We start from the raw sequence: 14,398 nt of genomic DNA on the forward strand, positions 1-14,398 counted from the left end.
GAGCGGGCCGCGCCCGCCGCCGCCACCGCACCCCGGTTGCCCGAGCTGCCCGCGCTGGCCCCGGCCGCCGGCGAGGGCCTGCTGCACCGGGCCCTGGCCGCGACCACCAGCGGGGTGGTCATCGTGGACATGCAGCTGCCCGACCAGCCGATGGTGTACGTCAACCGGGCCTTCGAGGAGCTGTCGGGCTACCCGCGGGAGGAGGTGCTGGGCCGCAACTGCCGGTTCCTGCAGACCGCCGACACCGACCTGGCCGCCGTCGCCCGCATCCGGGAGGGGCTGGACGCCGGGCGGGAGTGCCGGGAGACCCTGCTCAACCACCGGGGACCTGACCGCACGCCGTGGTGGAACGAGCTGCACCTGGCGCCGGTCACCGACGCCGCGGGCCGGGTGGTGCAGTACATCGGCGTGCAGAACGACGTCACCGCGCGGGTCGAGGCCCAGCAGCGGCTGGCCCGGGAGCAGGAGCGCACCATAAGATTTGGGCTACTTCCGCCGGCGACCCCCGTGGCCGGCGGAAGCCAAACTCCAGGTTGCGGGCTGGCAGCGACTCTGCCTGTGCTGTTGGCCGATACAGTCGAGCGGTGGTTGCCGAACGCGATGTGGCCCATCACCTGCTTCCCGGTGGCCGGGAGCGGGTTAACGATCTGGCGTCGGCCCTCGTGTTGATCGAGCAGCTGGAGCAGGCCCTGTTGACCAACCGGATCATCGCCCTGGCCATGGGGATGCTGATGGAGCGCCACACCATCGACTCCAGTGCTGCGTGGGACCGGCTCCGCGAGCACAGCAACCGTTCCAACATCCCGGTCACCCAGCTCGCCCAGACCATGATCCAGGATGTGGAACGGTAGGGGTCTGCGGCTCCGGGTTGGCATTGCAACCACGCCGGGCAGCATGATCACTGATGGCTGGCTGCCGATCCGTCGAGTCCTCAGGCGGGCGCCGTCGAGATGTAGGAGTGACTGCACCGTGATGGACGTCCTGCTGCCCGACGGTGGCTGGTGACCGCAGTGGATCTGGTGGCTGCCTTCCACAACGAGCTCGCCACCGCAGGCGGCACGGACCTGTTGGTCCCGGACCAGCTGGCGAGGGCGTGCACGGCGGTGCTGCCCTTCGATGGGGCGGGGATCAGCATGACCTTGCTCCCGGATCGTCGCTTGCCACTCGGCGCCAGCGACGAGACGGCGGCTTCTGCCGAACGGTTGCAGTTTGCCGTGGGCGAAGGACCCTGCCTGACAGCGCAGCGGACCCGCACCGTCATCGCAGCGACCACCGCCGAACAGCTGCACCGCCGGTGGCCGATGTTCGCCCATCAACTGGAACAGCGCACCCCCTATCAAGGGGTGGTGTGCCTACCGGTTAGTGGGCCGCTGGCCGGGGCCGTCGTTCTGGATCTGTATCGCCGCCGACCCGGTGAGCTGGCGCCGGGCCTGCTGGACGTCGTGCGGGACATCGCCGATGTGGTCGGCGATGTTCTCGCTGGTCAGTTCCGTGAGGACGCGCCGGCGGGGCTGGGCTTGCCGTCGGCCTTGCGCAGCGCGCCGATCGACGCCCGACACCAGGTCTGGACGGCCGTCGGATACCTCGCAGGGGTCCAGAACTCGACCGGGAGCACAGCGCTGGCCACCATGCGTGCGCTCGCCTTCACCCACGACCTGGATCTGGAGACAACGGCCGACCGCATCCTCAGCGGCGAAATCACCCCCAGCTGACCGCGCGGCGCTGTCTGGATTGCGGACGTCGCGACACCGACAACACCTCGTACCACTGCGGCTGCGAACCCCTATCGAGCACGGGCGCACCTCAATACGATGCCGGTTGTGTCCGATTCGGTCCACCACATTCGATTCGGTCAGCGCGGGGCCGGCGGCCGGCCAGCGCTGGGCCGGCCCAGGGATGAGCAGCTGACCACGCGCCTGCTCGAAAGCGCGCTGGACCTGCTGGTCGAGGAGGGGTTCGAGCACGTCCACCCCGAAGCGCTCGCGGCACGCACAGGTGCGGGCAAAGGCTCCATCTATCGTCGCTGGCCCACCATGGCCGACCTGGTCGCCGAGGGACTGGCGGGACGAGACCTGGTCCCGGCTGCACCCGACACGGGTGCGCCGCGCAGTGACCTGGTGGCCGCACTCGAGCCGTGGTGCTCCCCGGTGACCCGGGACGAGCGTGCCGCGGGGGTCCTGCTCGGCGCGGCTCACCATCACCCGGCCATCCATCACGCCCTCACCGCTGCTGTCATCGACCCCCTGCAAGCCATCGCCGGCACCCTGACTGCCCGCCAGGCCCGCCGCCGAGGACACGACATTGCACCGGACCGGGGACGTCTGCTGGGCGTTCTGCTGCAGGCCTTGTGGTGGGACCGCTGCGCCCGCACCCTGCTCCCCTTGACCGGGCCCGAGCTCGACCACCTGGTCGACACGGCCCTCCTCCCCGTGCTTGGAGCACCCCTGACCTCCGCACACCGCACAGGCGGGCGCGGGACAATCAGATCGCGGACAGAGCACCGGCCCGGACGGGACCCAGATCGTGGCTCAGCTCGTCGAGCTCACCGACAGGCCCGGGGCGGCGATCCTGTCCACCGCACTCGCCATTTGTGACGGTGCACCAGGTGCGGCTGGGCGCCCGAACAGCCAGCCCTGGCCGTGGCTGCAGTGCAACGCGGACAGCTGGTCGCGCTGGTCGACGGTCTCCACGCCTTCGGCGACGACGTCCAGACCGAGACTGCGGGCCAGTTCGATGATGGTCGACACCAGGGTGGCCGCCGCCCCACCGCTGCTCAGGTCGGCGACGAAGGATCTGTCGATCTTGATGCGGTCGGCGGGGAGCTGGCGCAGGTAGGACAAGCTGGAGTAGCCGGTGCCGAAGTCGTCGATGGCGATCTTGACCCCGACCGAGCGCAGCCGGGCCAGGCGGTCGACCACGGCGGTCACGTCGTCGACCAGCACGCTTTCGGTGACCTCCAGCAGCAGCTGGCCGGCCGGCAGCCCGGCCGCCTGCAGGGCGTCGACCACCTGGTCGACGAAATCATTCTCGTGCAGCTGGCGGCTCGAGACGTTCACCGACATCGTTAGTGGTCGACCGGCGGCGCGGCTCAGTGCGGCGGCGTGGTGCACGGCTTGGCGCAGGACCCAGGTGCCGATGGGCACGATGCTGCCATTCTCCTCGGCCAGGGGGATGAATTCGACGGGGGAGATCGGCCCGCGGGTGGGGTGCTGCCAGCGCAGCAGCGCCTCCTGACCGACCACTTGCCCCTCGGGCAGGCAGACGATGTCCTGGTAGTGCACCGCCAACTGGTCACCGGCGGCGAGGGCGGTGGTCAGGTCCTCGGCCAGTTCGGCGCGGCAGCGGGCGGCCATGGCCATGCCATCGGCGTAGACGGCCATCCGTCCCTTGCCGGTGGCCTTGGCCTGGTACATGGCCAGGTCCGCGTTGCGCAGCAGCGTTTCCACCTTGCGGTCACCGGCCGCGGCGACGTCGGCGACACCGATGCTGGCGTGCACCACCAGCGGCCGGCCCTCCACCGACACCGGCACCGCCAGTGCGGCGAGGATTCGCTCCCCGACCGCCCGCGCGGTGTCGGCACCACCGGCGTGGGCGATGGCGAACTCATCGCCACCCAGGCGCGCCACGACGTCCCCGGCGCGGACGTTGGCGGTCAGCCGGTCGGCGACGGTGCGCAGCAGCTGATCACCGGCGGCGTGCCCGCGGCTGTCGTTGACGTCCTTGAAGTCATCCAGGTCGATGAACAGCACCGACACCTCCCCACCCCGCACCAGCAGCCGGTGCACCGACTCCGTCAGCAGCAGCCGGTTGGCCACCCCGGTCAGCGGGTCGTGCAAGGACTGCTGCTCGTTCAGCCGCCAGCTGGCCAGGTGAGCGCAGCTGGCGGCCAACACGAACGCCCCGTGCACCAGCGCCCAGAACAGTGGGCTGCTCGTGTCGTGGTCCATGCCGGCGTGGCCGGCGCCGAAGACGGTGCCGGCGTCGACCGTACCCAGGACCGCGTGGTGCACCACCGTGATCACCAGGGCGACCAGGAAGGCCGTCCAGTCCTGGTAGAGCGCGGCGACCGCGACCATGACGAAGAAGTGGAAATGGGTCTCGATGACCCCGGGGAAAGTGTGCACCAGCACTACCGCCGACAACGTCAGGCTCGCCGCCGACGCCGCCGTGCGCAGCCCCCGCCCCAACCGTGGCGATCGGGCCACCAGTGCCGGGAAGACGACGATCGCCGTCCCCAGCGCCGCGTTGCCCCACCCCTGGCCCAGGGTGGCGATGATCAACCCCAGCGTCACCCCCTGCAGCAGGCACAGCTGCACGATCCAGGCATGCCGACGGGCGAACACCTCATCGGTGAGCAGACGCCCCTCGGGCAGCCACGACCGGAGCAGGGTTATCACGGTCTCTCAACGACATATGCGCGGCTTCGCTTGAACTGAGACTGATGCACTCACCCCACCGAGGCCGGAGCTGCCTGCGCCCACCCCCCGTCCTGGCGGCGAATACAAAACCTCCGGCGATTCAGGCTGCTGACCTGGTCGGCCCTCTAAGTCGAGCGTCACACCGCATCCAGTCTGGCCTACCGCAGATGACCCACCGCTCTACTCACCAAGATGCAAGCTGGCGGCGGATCGTCGTACTGCGCCGCTGTGACGAGTCCCGCCCGAGCCGCCCACCCTGGACCGCTTCCACCAGTTGGTGCACAGCCGAGCTAGCATTGGCGGTCGGTCGAGGCTCGTGGTCAACCCACGCTGGCGCCGTTGTTGGTCGCGGCGGATGACGACGTGTTCGCACAACTGCCGGGCCAGCTAAAGCCCTATCCCACCGGGGGTCGAGGCTCGTCGCGGGGCGTGGGTTCTGGAACCGGCTAGACGGGTCGTTCAGCCGGCTGTGGGTCGGCGACGACCGGGTGGTGCGCTCCGTCCGCGACTCCGTATCTGGATCATTACGCGGGGGAGGGGGGTGGGCGGTCTTCCTGTGCAGTTTGACGGGTCACCTAGAACGCACCTAGTTCGGGTTGCCTTCTGGACTGATCAGCTAACACTTGGGGGGTCGGGAGGGATTAACGGCTGATCGGGGATGGGCCCGGGGAGCCGTGTCGGCCCGGATGCTGCTGGTCTTGGCGGTGCAGCCGGACGGTGACTAGTGCGACGTCGTCGTCGGGGCGGCCATCGACGAGCCGGTGGAGCAGCTGGTCGCATAAATCCTGCAGCGGGAGGTCGGCCAGTTCGGCAAGGGCGTCCTTCAGCCGGGTGATACCTGCGTCTAAGTCGCTGTCGCGGCGTTCGATGAGGCCGTCGGTGTAGAGCAGCACGGTGGTGCCGCGGTCGAGGACGGCGACGGAGTCCGTGCGGGGGGTGGCGGGGTTGACGCCAAGCGGCAATTCGGCGCGCCGATTGGCCAGCTCAGTCACGGTGCCGTCGGGGGCGAGCACCAGCGGAGGCAGGTGCCCGGCATTGGCCCACCGCAGGCGGGTGACGCCCCGCAGGCGCTCGTCCATGGTCTGCTCGAGGCGGGCAATGGTCGCGGTGGCCAGGACGCCCACGTCCAGCAGGGCCATGGAGTTGTCCAGCCGGGTGAGCACATCAGCCGGCCCCGTGCCGTGGCTGGTGGCGATGCCGCGCAGCAGCGCGCGCAGCTGCCCCATGGCGGCGGCCGCGGCGATGTGGTGCCCAGCAACATCGCCGATGACCAGGACGGTGGCCCCATCAGCCTGAAAGAAGGCGTCGTACCAGTCACCGCCGACCGCGGCGGCCTCCACGGCGGGCAGATAGCGGACGACGACCTCGGCGTGGTCGGGCTCGGGCGGGGCGGTGAGCAGGCTGCGCTGCAGCTCCTCGGCGAGCAGCCGCTGCTGCCGGTAGAGCCGGGCGTTGTCCAGCGCCATGCCTGCTCGCGCGGCGACCTCACCTGCGGTGACCAGGTCCGCAGCCGACATCGGGCCACGGGCCGCGTCGTTGAACAGCGTCAGCAGCCCGACCGTGCGGTCCCGCGCGCGCAGGGGAAGGACGACGAAGGACTCAGGTGCCAGCTGCTCCAGCAGCTCGGTCGCGGGCCCGGGCGTGAGGACGTCGCGGATGCGGCTGGTCGCATCGCGGTCCAGGGTGATGCGCTCCCCCGAGGCCAGTGCGCGCAGCAGGAACGCCTGGTCGCGCAGTGCAGGGATGCGAGCGGAACCGTAGGCCTCCACCACGGGGCGTAGGTCCTCGCGCGCGTGCCACCAGCCGACGTCGCGGAGGGTGCGCCGACCGCCGGCCAGATCGTCGTCGACAAGTGTGACCACGCACCAGTCCGCCAGGGCCGGCACCACCAGGCGGGCCAGCCGGGCAACGGCCTGCTCGGCCAGCATCGTGCCGCCCAGCTGATCGGTGACCGCGGCCAGCAGTTCCAGTCGGGCGGCGGCCTGCGCGGCCCGCTGGGCCGCCTCGGTGGCGCGCTGGGTCTCCTGCCGGCGAGCGGTGATGTCCAGGAAGTACACGGCCAGACCGTCGGGGCTGGGCCAGGCCAGCACCTCGTAGTGCGCGTCCAGCGGCGGTGGGTAGTAGGCCTCGAACGTGCGGGTCTGCCGCGAGATCATGGCCTGGCGGTAGTGCTCCTCGAACGGGGTGCCGACGGCGTCGGGGAACGCCTCCCAGATGACCTGGCCGATCAGGTCCCCGCTGACCGGCTGCAGCATCCGCTGGGCGTGGGCGTTGACGTAGGTGAACTGCCATGCCCGGTTGAGGGAGAAGAACGCCGCCGGCATGGCCTCCAGCACCCGCGCGACGCTCAGGTCGGCCTCGTGCTCCCGGGTGATGTCAGACGCCGCCCCCAGCAGGCGGGTCGCGGTGCCACCGGGATCGCACAGGGTGCGGCCCCGCGCCGAGACCTAGCGGGTCGCCCCGTCCGGCAGGCATACACGGTAGACCGCCTGGAAGTCACCGCAGGTGTCGATCGCCGACTGCAGTGCCTGGGTCACCCGCGGCAGGTCATCAGGGTGCAGGCGAGCGTTGAAGCCCTCAATGGTCCGCGAGAACGTCGCGGGGTTGTACCCGAACAGTTCGATGAGCCGGTCGTCCCAGTCCAGCCGGCCGGTGACGAGGTCCCAGTTGAAGGTGCCGATGCCCGCTGCGTCCATGGCCAGCTCCGCGCGCAGGCGGTCAGCTTCCTCGGCCCCGAGGGCAAGCCGGTCGGCAGGCTCGTCCACAACCACAGTCCTGTCTCGCACGAGGCGTCGATGCCCGTGCCTTTTACAGGCGCCGATATACTTGCCAGGCCGCTGCATCGCGCACAATGCTTTGTCACACAAATCATGTCAGGATTCCTGACGCGGTGGAAGCGCGTGGCTAGCCTGGGGCGATGCCGGTGGAGTCTTCGCACCCTGACCCACCGCTGGCCCGCCTGCTCCTGCTTGCCAGTCGATAGTTCGACGCCAGGTCGCGCGAAGACCTCGAGCGCGCGGGCTGGCCACGCCTGGCCCGGCGCAGACGTTGCTGTTCGCTTTCCTCGACGACGCCGGGACTCCCCCTGCCGAACTTGCGAGACGGCTGGGTCACAGTCGGCAGGCAACCGGCCAGCTGGTCGAGGGGCTGTGCCGGCTGGGGCTACTGGACCTGGTCGACAACCCGAATCGCCGGGGCGGCCGCCTCGTCTGCTACAGCCAGCAAGGCCTGCAGCTGCGCTCTGCCGCCTACGACATCCTCATCGATCTGGAGTCCGGCCTCGGTGCACGCCGGGTTCGCACTCTCCGGCGACTGCTGGCCGAGTTCAACACTCCCGTCCGATAGCGGCCACGGGCCTGGACGAGGCCGACGGGCGCACGGTCGGCCCGCGGGCGACGTCATCAGGTGCCCCGTCGCCGGCGGACTTCGACCGTTACCGAAAGGATGTTTGCGCCTGTTGTGCGCGATTTGGCAGGGTGCTTCCCGGTGTGGCACGGCTCACTTGGCGGGGTTCGCTGGCGCTCGGGTGAGCGCCGCACCCCCCGGGTGGCCGTCACGGAGTGAGCACAGCGCAGAGAGGCATTGGAGTTCGTGAGCGACGAGGTGACGGGCCGGCGCATATCGACGGGGACGACAGCGGGCAGCTCGCGTAGCTCCACCGAGAGCGCAACCTCCAGGCCACCCACCGTCAGCCCCCGCACTGGCCGACCCCAGGACCAAGCACTCACCCAACGCCTCCGAGACGACGCGGTCGCCCTCGTCGTCGACTCAGGCTTCAAACCGTTCTCCTACGAACGGTTGGCCAAGCGCACCGGAGCGGGCAAGGCCGGCATCTACCGGCGGTGGCCCGACACCGTCGAGCTGATGATCGACGCCCTCGCCACCTGCCAACTCGTTCCCCGCACCCCCAGCACCGGCTCCCTGACCGGTGACGTGCGCACCCTGCTGCAATCCTTCACCCGCGAACTGACCGTCCAGGACAAATTCGCCGGAAGCTTGATCGGCCCCTCACGCCACCTGCCAGCACTCGCCGACGCCCTGCACTCAGCCGTCGCGGCCCCGTTGGCGGCGGCTACCCAGGCCATCACCACCGCCCATGACGCCCGCCACCCCGGCACGCACACCGACCCGCGGCTGACCACCCACCTGATTCAGGCGCTGTGGTGGGCACGCCTCATCAGCACCGGACCGCCGTGGACACCGGCGCGGCTGAGCCAGTGCGTGGAGGCCGTTGCGCGATGCGTGGCCGAGTCAACGATGCCGCGGATGGCCAGCCCAGCAGGCGAGGGATGAGACGCATGCGCGGGCTTGGCTGTCCAGGCCGGTAGGCGTCTAACCAGCAGGCTGCGTGTACCTCGTAAACATTTGGCCTCTGGTGTGTTTACCCCGTACAGCGTCGGGCAACGAATGGCCCAGCCGGCGTGGTTGAGCAAACAGCTTCCGGCCTTCCCTGGCGCTAGCCGCCCTGCCAGCAGCCGTTGCCGCGACCCCGTGGGTCGCTTCTCAGTGCTGCCCAACCCCGGGAGTACCCACATGATCACCGAGCAGGACATCACCACCGTCATCGGCGCCACCGCCATCGACAACGACGGAGACCAGATCGGCACCGTCTCCGAGGTCTACCTCGACGACCAGTCCGGCCGCCCCGAGTGGGCCACCGTGAAGACCGGACTGTTCGGCACCAAGGAGACCTTCATCCCGCTGGCCCAGGCCCAGCTGTCCGGGGAGGAGCTCCGCTTCCCCTACGACAAGGCCACGGTCAAGGACGCCCCAACGATCGAGGCCGAGGGCCACCTGTCTCCCGCCGAAGAGACCGAGCTCTACCGCTACTACGGCATCGCCGAGGGCACCGCGGACAACCGCGGCACCGAGCAGACCACCACCACCGGGACCGCCGGCCTCACCGAGGGCCACGCCGATCAGCGCGAGGACCGGCGCGATGCACCCGGCACGGTCGGGCACGACACCTCCGGCCCCACCACCGACGACGCCATGACCCGCTCCGAGGAGCGGCTGCAGGTCGGCACCGAGGCCGTGGAGACCGGTCGGGCCCGGCTGCGCAAGCACGTGGTCACGGAGAACGTCACCCGCACGGTCCCGGTCTCCCACGAGGAGGTCCGCATCGAGCGCGAGCCCATCACCGACGCCAACCGCGGCGAGGCCCTCGACGGCCCCGCGCTGTCGGAGGAGGAGCACCAGGTCACCCTGCACGCCGAGCGCCCCGTGGTGACCAAGGAGACCGTCCCCGTCGAGCGCGTGCGACTGTCCACCGAGACCGTCACCGACCAGGCGCAGGTCAGCGAGCAGGTCGCGCACGAGGAGATCGAGCAGGTCGAGGGCGACGTCCACCCCACCGACGGCAACCGCTGAGGTACGCGGTCGCGGCTGCACCACCTGAGCCCACCGCCCCACACCCCACCCCGTCGACGCGGCCGCACCACGGCGCGCACTGACCTGTCTAGCTGGCCCACCCCACCCGCGGCACAGCACGTCCTCGGGTGGGGTGCCTTCAGCTGCCCACGCTCGCCCCCCACACCAGGAGAGATCTGTGTCATCCCTGAAGGACTCATTCACCACCCTGCTGGACACGGTCGTCCAGTTCCTGCCCAAGCTGGTCGGTTTCCTGCTGATCCTGGTCATCGGCTACTTCATCGCCAAGGCCCTGCAGAAGGTCATCAGCAAGGTCCTCGAGAAGGTCGGGTTCGACCACGCCGTCGAGCGCGGCGGCATCAAGAAGGCCCTGGCCCGCTCCCAGTACGACGCCTCGGACATCCTGGCCCGGATCGTCTTCTACGCCGTGATGCTCTTCGTGCTGTCCACCGCGTTCGGCGTCTTCGGGCAGAACCCGATCAGTGACTACCTCGCCGCGATCATCGGCTACCTGCCCAAGGTCTTCGTGGCGATCCTCATCCTCGTCATCGCCTCCGCCATCGCCGCCGGCGTCAAGCTGCTGGTCCAGAACACCCTGGGCGGGCTGTCCTACGGCCGCATCCTGGCCAACGTCGCCTCGACCGTGATCCTGGCCCTGGGCGTGATCGCCGCGCTGAACCAGCTGGAGATCGCCCAGAACGTCGTCAACGCCGTCCTCTACGCCACCCTGGCCGCCGTCGTCGGCATCGCCGTGGTCGCGATCGGCGGCGGTGGCATCGCCCCCATGCGTCAGCGGTGGGAGTCCACCCTCGCCAAGGTCGAGGCCGAGGCCCCCAACGCCCGCCGCGAGGCGCGGCACTCCGCCTCCCCGGCCGACGCCATCCGCGACGAGGCCCAGCAGTACCGCCAATGAGCACCACCGGACGGGGCGCATCGGACACCTCCGGTCGCCCCGTCCGGCGCCACCGCATCGCAGACCGGAGTAGACATGCCCCAGCTCCCCAACCCCCCGCACCCGCCGGAACCGCAGCCGGCGGAGGCGACCCGCACCCAGCAGCAGTTGACCGTCACCACCGAAGTGGTGCCGGTCCGCCGAGCCGTACTGCACGTCGAGACCGTCAGCGAACAGGTCATGGTGCCGGTCACCCTGACCCGCCAGCAGGTGCGCGTCGAATACGACGACATCGACCCGGCGACCGCCGCTCGCGTCCTGGCCGGGCAGCAGCTCGACGGTGCGGTCAGCGACTGGCTCGTGCTCACCGCCGACGAACCGGTCATCACCGCCCGCCCTGTCCCGGTCGAACGGGTCCGACTGGCCACCTCCTGGGTGAACGCCACCGCCGCCGTGCAGACCCAGCTCACCCACGACGACGTCCGCGTCGAGACCACCGACATCCCGGGCGCACCACACCACGCCTAACCCCCAGCCGCCCGGCCTCACGGCCCGCGGCAGCGACCCGTTGAACAAGGAAGCCGATATGCCCGACCCCACCCCTGACCGCACCCCCGCCCACCGCCGGGGATCCACCCCGGTGGGTGGCGCAGCCCCCCGACGCAGCCGCGGCAAGCTCGTCGGGCTCATCATCGCCGCCCTCGTAGTCGCCGTCCTGCTTGCGCTGCTGCTCAGCCGCTGCGGAGGCGACCAGAACTCCGGCTCAGCCGCCACCCAGGGCACCTCCTCCGCGGCGGGCACGAGCAGCCAGAACACACCCAGCGCCACCGGCTCCGCCGGCGCCGGCGGCGGCGCGACCTCCGCCGTCACCCCCGCCCCGGCCACCGGTACCCCAGGAACTGTCACTGCGGGTGCCCAGTCGCTGCTAGACGCGGCCGCCGCTGCCAATCCCGCAGCCTCCCTGGCGGCGCTCAGCGGGCAGCCGGTCACCGGCAGCGCGGTGCAGGTGCTCTCGGTTCCTGCCGACGAAGGGTTCTGGGTCGGCACCTCAGACACCGCCCGTGTGTGGGTGCAGCTGACCGGCGACAGCGAGTCGACCTATCAGGTCGCCCAGGGTGACACGGTGGACTTCGCCGGCACCCTGGTCGGCCACGACAGCACATTCGCCACCACTGTCGGGGTCGATGAGGCCGAGGGCGCCGCCCAGCTCACCACCCAGGCTCAGCACGTCGAGGTCGCCAAGAACGCCGTGTCCCTGACTGCCTGACCTCCCCTCTGAGCCGCCCTCCGCTCTTCTCACGAGCTGCAGACCGGGAATAAAAGCCAAAGGAGACAACGGGCCCGCGGAACCAGCACGGCCCAGGGAGGGCCTGTCGCAGGCCGTGTATCGGATCACAGGACGGAGCGGTGCCCCTTTAGGGCACAACTCCGTCCTATTTTGGTGGTGCCGCCCCGTCGTTCCGCCATCCTGCACTCGTGCCACAACGGTACTGGTGCGTGTCGGCACGACCCCGCACGCCACGGCGAGCAACAGGACGAAGGGAAGCCCGGGAATGCCCGATGCACACTCCACCGAGCCGCACGCTGCCGGGCACGACCAAGAAGTCGACGATGTGGCGAGCCCCAGCCCACGACGTGAGGATGTCGACCTGATTTCGGCCATCGGCGCGCGGGATGTCGGGGCGACCGTCAGCGGGGGAATCACCCCGCCTGATCACCCTGATGACCCCGACCTGCCCGAGAACCGCGGCCGCCGACCGGCCGAGCAGCCACCGGGGGTGCAATCCCTGCGCACTCGCGAGCCCCTGACCCGGGACCGGATCATCACCGCCGCGATCGACTACGTCGACACCCACGGGCTGCCCGCCTTGACCATGCGCCGACTGGGTCAACGCCTCGGCGTGGAGGCCATGGCCTTATACCGCTACGTCCCCAGCCGCGACGACCTGCTCGACGCGGTCGTAGCTGCCGTGGTCGATGAGCTGTACAGCGACGACGACGTGCACTTCACCCCCCAGCACGGCTGGCAGGACTACCTGCAACGCCTGGCCCACGGCGTCCGCCGCATTGCCCTGGCCCACCCTGCGCTGTTCCCCCTGGTGGCCACCCGCCCCTCGAAAGCCCCGTGGGTGCGCCCCCCGCTGCGCAGCCTGAAGTGGGTGGAATCCTTCCTCACAGCGCTGCTCACCCATGGCTTCACCCGAGAGCAGGCCGTCATCGCCTACCGGGCCTACACCAGCTTCCTGCTCGGTCACCTGCTGCTGGAGGTCGCCCAGCGCGGCGTGGCCATCAACGCAATCGACGACCCTGATGGGGCCCCGGGCACCGACGTCGCCGAGCTGGGCGGCGACTATCCCGTCCTGGTCGACCTGCAGGATCTGCTCTCCCTGGACGAGACCATCAGCGAGTTCGAGGAATCGCTGGAGAACCTCATCGCCAGGTTGGGAGACATGCTGACCACCCACTCGTCCCATCTGTGACGGGCCGCGGGGTCTGCGCCCGCAGAGCGGACGACGCCGACAATGAAGTCGTGTTTACAGACCAAACGTAGGCGGTAAACGGCTGGGGTCCCTAGACGAGTCGGCACGCCCGTGGCGTGTCGACCAACGCATCAGGAGCCCCACCGTGAGCAGCCCCACCACCGACACCACCCCGGCCAAGCCGTCCACCGAGCTGGTCAGCTCGCAGGGCAAAACCACCATCGCCGACACCGTGGTCTCCAAGATCGCCGGGATGGCTGCTCGTGAGGTCAACGGGGTCTACCGCCTCGGCGGCGGGACGGCGCGAGCCTTCGGGGCAATTCGGGAGCGCATCCCCGGCTCCGGCGGCCCCAACGTCAGCCAGGGCGTGTCGGTCGAGGTTGGGGAGACCCAGGCAGCCGTCGACATCGACGTCGTCGTCGAGTACGGGGTCGCCATCGCCGACCTGGCCGCCGGCATCCGACGCAACGTCATCACCAGCCTGCAGCGGATGACCGGCCTGGAGGTCGTCGAGGTCAACATCAGCGTGGATGACATCCACCTGCCCACCGACGACGCGTCCGCCGAGGACGAGCAGCAGCCCTCCCGCGTCCAGTGACCACCCCGGACCGCACGCCCACCGCACCCGGGCCCACCGCGCGAGCCCTGCCGGCGGTGCCCGCCGCACCCGCCGCGGTGGTCGAGGGCGTGGATGTCGATGCCCTCTCCGAGGCGGTGCGTGCGTGTCCGGCGGTCACCGACCTCTCGCCGGGCCCGTTCGGCGCAGTCGCGACCTACCTGCCCGGACGCCGGGTCACCGGGATCGCCGTGCGCACCCCGGATGCCGGGGGCGCAGTGCAGGTCGAGGTGCACGTCGTCGCGGCCTACGGGCCGACCATGGCCACCGTCGCCGAGCAGGTGCACGCCGTCATCGCCGCTCAGGTACCCGCTGCCACCGCCACGGTGGCGATCGACGACATCGCCACCCCGTCATGAGCACGCAGGCCGGTCCCAGTGCCGCCGAGTTCCGGTCCTTCGTCCGCGCCGCCCACCCCGATGTCGGTGGCGACCCGGACACCTTCGCCGCGGGTCTGGCTGCCCGCGGCCGCGGCCCACGCCCGACCACTGGCCAGCGCATCACCGTCGTGCCTGGCCGGTCCCTGACCAGCAGGCTGCGCCGTCTGCGCCGGGCGCTACGACCGCGCCCTCCGCGCTCCACCCCGCTGCGCTGAGCAGCCCGCCCACACCCCCGGACCTGC

17 protein-coding genes are annotated in these 14,398 nt (G+C 70.3%); 14 read left to right on the plus strand and 3 right to left on the minus strand.

Annotated features, from left to right (window positions below; translation table 11 throughout):
* The 4 genes from NH342_RS00740 to NH342_RS00755 all read left to right on the plus strand — a co-directional run.
* A partial coding sequence (locus tag NH342_RS00740) for a PAS domain-containing protein (RefSeq protein ID WP_253010251.1) occupies nt 1–669 on the plus strand: 669 nt, incomplete at its 5' end.
* Entirely contained in the window at nt 663–851 is a 189-nt protein-coding gene (locus NH342_RS00745; protein ID WP_253010253.1) for an ANTAR domain-containing protein, read from the plus strand. The genes NH342_RS00740 and NH342_RS00745, both read left to right, overlap by 7 nt.
* Before the next feature lie 150 nt (nt 852–1,001).
* A complete protein-coding gene (locus tag NH342_RS00750) occupies nt 1,002–1,712 on the plus strand; it encodes a GAF domain-containing protein (protein ID WP_253010255.1) in 711 nt (236 codons plus the stop codon).
* Nucleotides 1,713–1,820: 108 nt separating this feature from the next.
* Nucleotides 1,821–2,594, plus strand: a complete 774-nt coding sequence (locus NH342_RS00755) for a TetR/AcrR family transcriptional regulator (RefSeq protein WP_253010257.1) — start codon at nt 1,821–1,823, stop codon at nt 2,592–2,594.
* Here the strand turns inward: NH342_RS00755 and NH342_RS00760 are convergent.
* The 3 genes from NH342_RS00760 to NH342_RS00770 form a co-directional block, all read right to left on the minus strand.
* Entirely contained in the window at nt 2,529–4,397 is a 1,869-nt protein-coding gene (locus tag NH342_RS00760; protein WP_253010259.1) for an EAL domain-containing protein, read from the minus strand. The two genes, NH342_RS00755 and NH342_RS00760, sit on opposite strands and share 66 nt — an antisense overlap.
* A gap of 662 nt (nt 4,398–5,059) precedes the next feature.
* On the minus strand, nt 5,060–6,754 hold the full coding sequence (locus NH342_RS00765; protein ID WP_253010261.1) for a SpoIIE family protein phosphatase: 1,695 nt from the start codon (nt 6,752–6,754) through the stop codon (nt 5,060–5,062).
* Nucleotides 6,755–6,865: 111 nt separating this feature from the next.
* Complete coding sequence (locus NH342_RS00770) at nt 6,866–7,183, minus strand: PAS domain-containing protein (protein ID WP_253010263.1); 318 nt, start codon at nt 7,181–7,183, stop codon at nt 6,866–6,868.
* A 283-nt stretch (nt 7,184–7,466) separates the two neighbouring features.
* Between NH342_RS00770 and NH342_RS00775 the strand changes: the two genes are divergently transcribed.
* The 10 genes from NH342_RS00775 to NH342_RS00820 all read left to right on the plus strand — a co-directional run bounded on the left by NH342_RS00775 (nt 7,467) and on the right by NH342_RS00820 (nt 14,371).
* Entirely contained in the window at nt 7,467–7,763 is a 297-nt protein-coding gene (locus NH342_RS00775) for a helix-turn-helix domain-containing protein (protein ID WP_253010265.1), read from the plus strand.
* 246 nt (nt 7,764–8,009) lie between these two features.
* The gene (locus NH342_RS00780; protein ID WP_253010267.1) at nt 8,010–8,711 is read left to right on the plus strand and encodes a TetR/AcrR family transcriptional regulator; all 702 of its coding nucleotides are present in this window, start codon (nt 8,010–8,012) and stop codon (nt 8,709–8,711) included.
* A gap of 240 nt (nt 8,712–8,951) precedes the next feature.
* Nucleotides 8,952–9,788 carry a DUF2382 domain-containing protein gene (locus NH342_RS00785; RefSeq protein WP_253010269.1) on the plus strand — a complete coding sequence of 279 codons (837 nt, stop codon included), beginning with the start codon at nt 8,952–8,954 and terminating at the stop codon, nt 9,786–9,788.
* 178 nt (nt 9,789–9,966) lie between these two features.
* Nucleotides 9,967–10,701 carry a hypothetical protein gene (locus tag NH342_RS00790; protein ID WP_253010271.1) on the plus strand — a complete coding sequence of 245 codons (735 nt, stop codon included), beginning with the start codon at nt 9,967–9,969 and terminating at the stop codon, nt 10,699–10,701.
* Between the two features lie 75 nt (nt 10,702–10,776).
* The gene (locus NH342_RS00795; protein WP_253010273.1) at nt 10,777–11,208 is read left to right on the plus strand and encodes a DUF2382 domain-containing protein; all 432 of its coding nucleotides are present in this window, start codon (nt 10,777–10,779) and stop codon (nt 11,206–11,208) included.
* A gap of 58 nt (nt 11,209–11,266) precedes the next feature.
* Complete coding sequence (locus NH342_RS00800; protein ID WP_253010275.1) at nt 11,267–11,947, plus strand: hypothetical protein; 681 nt, start codon at nt 11,267–11,269, stop codon at nt 11,945–11,947.
* Nucleotides 11,948–12,233: 286 nt separating this feature from the next.
* Nucleotides 12,234–13,160: a TetR/AcrR family transcriptional regulator gene (locus NH342_RS00805; RefSeq protein ID WP_253010277.1), complete on the plus strand. Its 927-nt coding sequence runs from the start codon at nt 12,234–12,236 to the stop codon at nt 13,158–13,160.
* Between the two features lie 145 nt (nt 13,161–13,305).
* Nucleotides 13,306–13,758 carry an Asp23/Gls24 family envelope stress response protein gene (locus tag NH342_RS00810; protein ID WP_253010279.1) on the plus strand — a complete coding sequence of 151 codons (453 nt, stop codon included), beginning with the start codon at nt 13,306–13,308 and terminating at the stop codon, nt 13,756–13,758.
* The gene (locus NH342_RS00815) at nt 13,755–14,135 is read left to right on the plus strand and encodes an Asp23/Gls24 family envelope stress response protein (protein WP_253010281.1); all 381 of its coding nucleotides are present in this window, start codon (nt 13,755–13,757) and stop codon (nt 14,133–14,135) included. Before NH342_RS00810 ends, NH342_RS00815 begins: the two co-directional genes overlap by 4 nt.
* Nucleotides 14,132–14,371, plus strand: coding sequence for a hypothetical protein (locus tag NH342_RS00820; protein ID WP_253010283.1), 240 nt, complete (start codon nt 14,132–14,134; stop codon nt 14,369–14,371). The genes NH342_RS00815 and NH342_RS00820 overlap by 4 nt, the downstream gene beginning before the upstream one ends.
* Nucleotides 14,372–14,398: the final 27 nt, after the last annotated feature.

This window comes from Klenkia sp. PcliD-1-E, assembly GCF_024124375.1.
Lineage (GTDB): Bacteria > Actinomycetota > Actinomycetes > Mycobacteriales > Geodermatophilaceae > Klenkia.

Bases quoted from the DNA above. Each gene is read 5' to 3' on its own strand.
- NH342_RS00820 (WP_253010283.1), top strand. From the start codon at position 14,132: ATGAGCACGCAGGCCGGTCCCAGTGCCGCCGAGTTCCGGTCCTTCGTC.
- NH342_RS00795 (WP_253010273.1), top strand. From the start codon at position 10,777: ATGCCCCAGCTCCCCAACCCCCCGCACCCGCCGGAACCGCAGCCGGCG.
- NH342_RS00785 (WP_253010269.1), top strand. From the start codon at position 8,952: ATGATCACCGAGCAGGACATCACCACCGTCATCGGCGCCACCGCCATC.
- NH342_RS00800 (WP_253010275.1), top strand. From the start codon at position 11,267: ATGCCCGACCCCACCCCTGACCGCACCCCCGCCCACCGCCGGGGATCC.
- NH342_RS00805 (WP_253010277.1), top strand. From the start codon at position 12,234: ATGCCCGATGCACACTCCACCGAGCCGCACGCTGCCGGGCACGACCAA.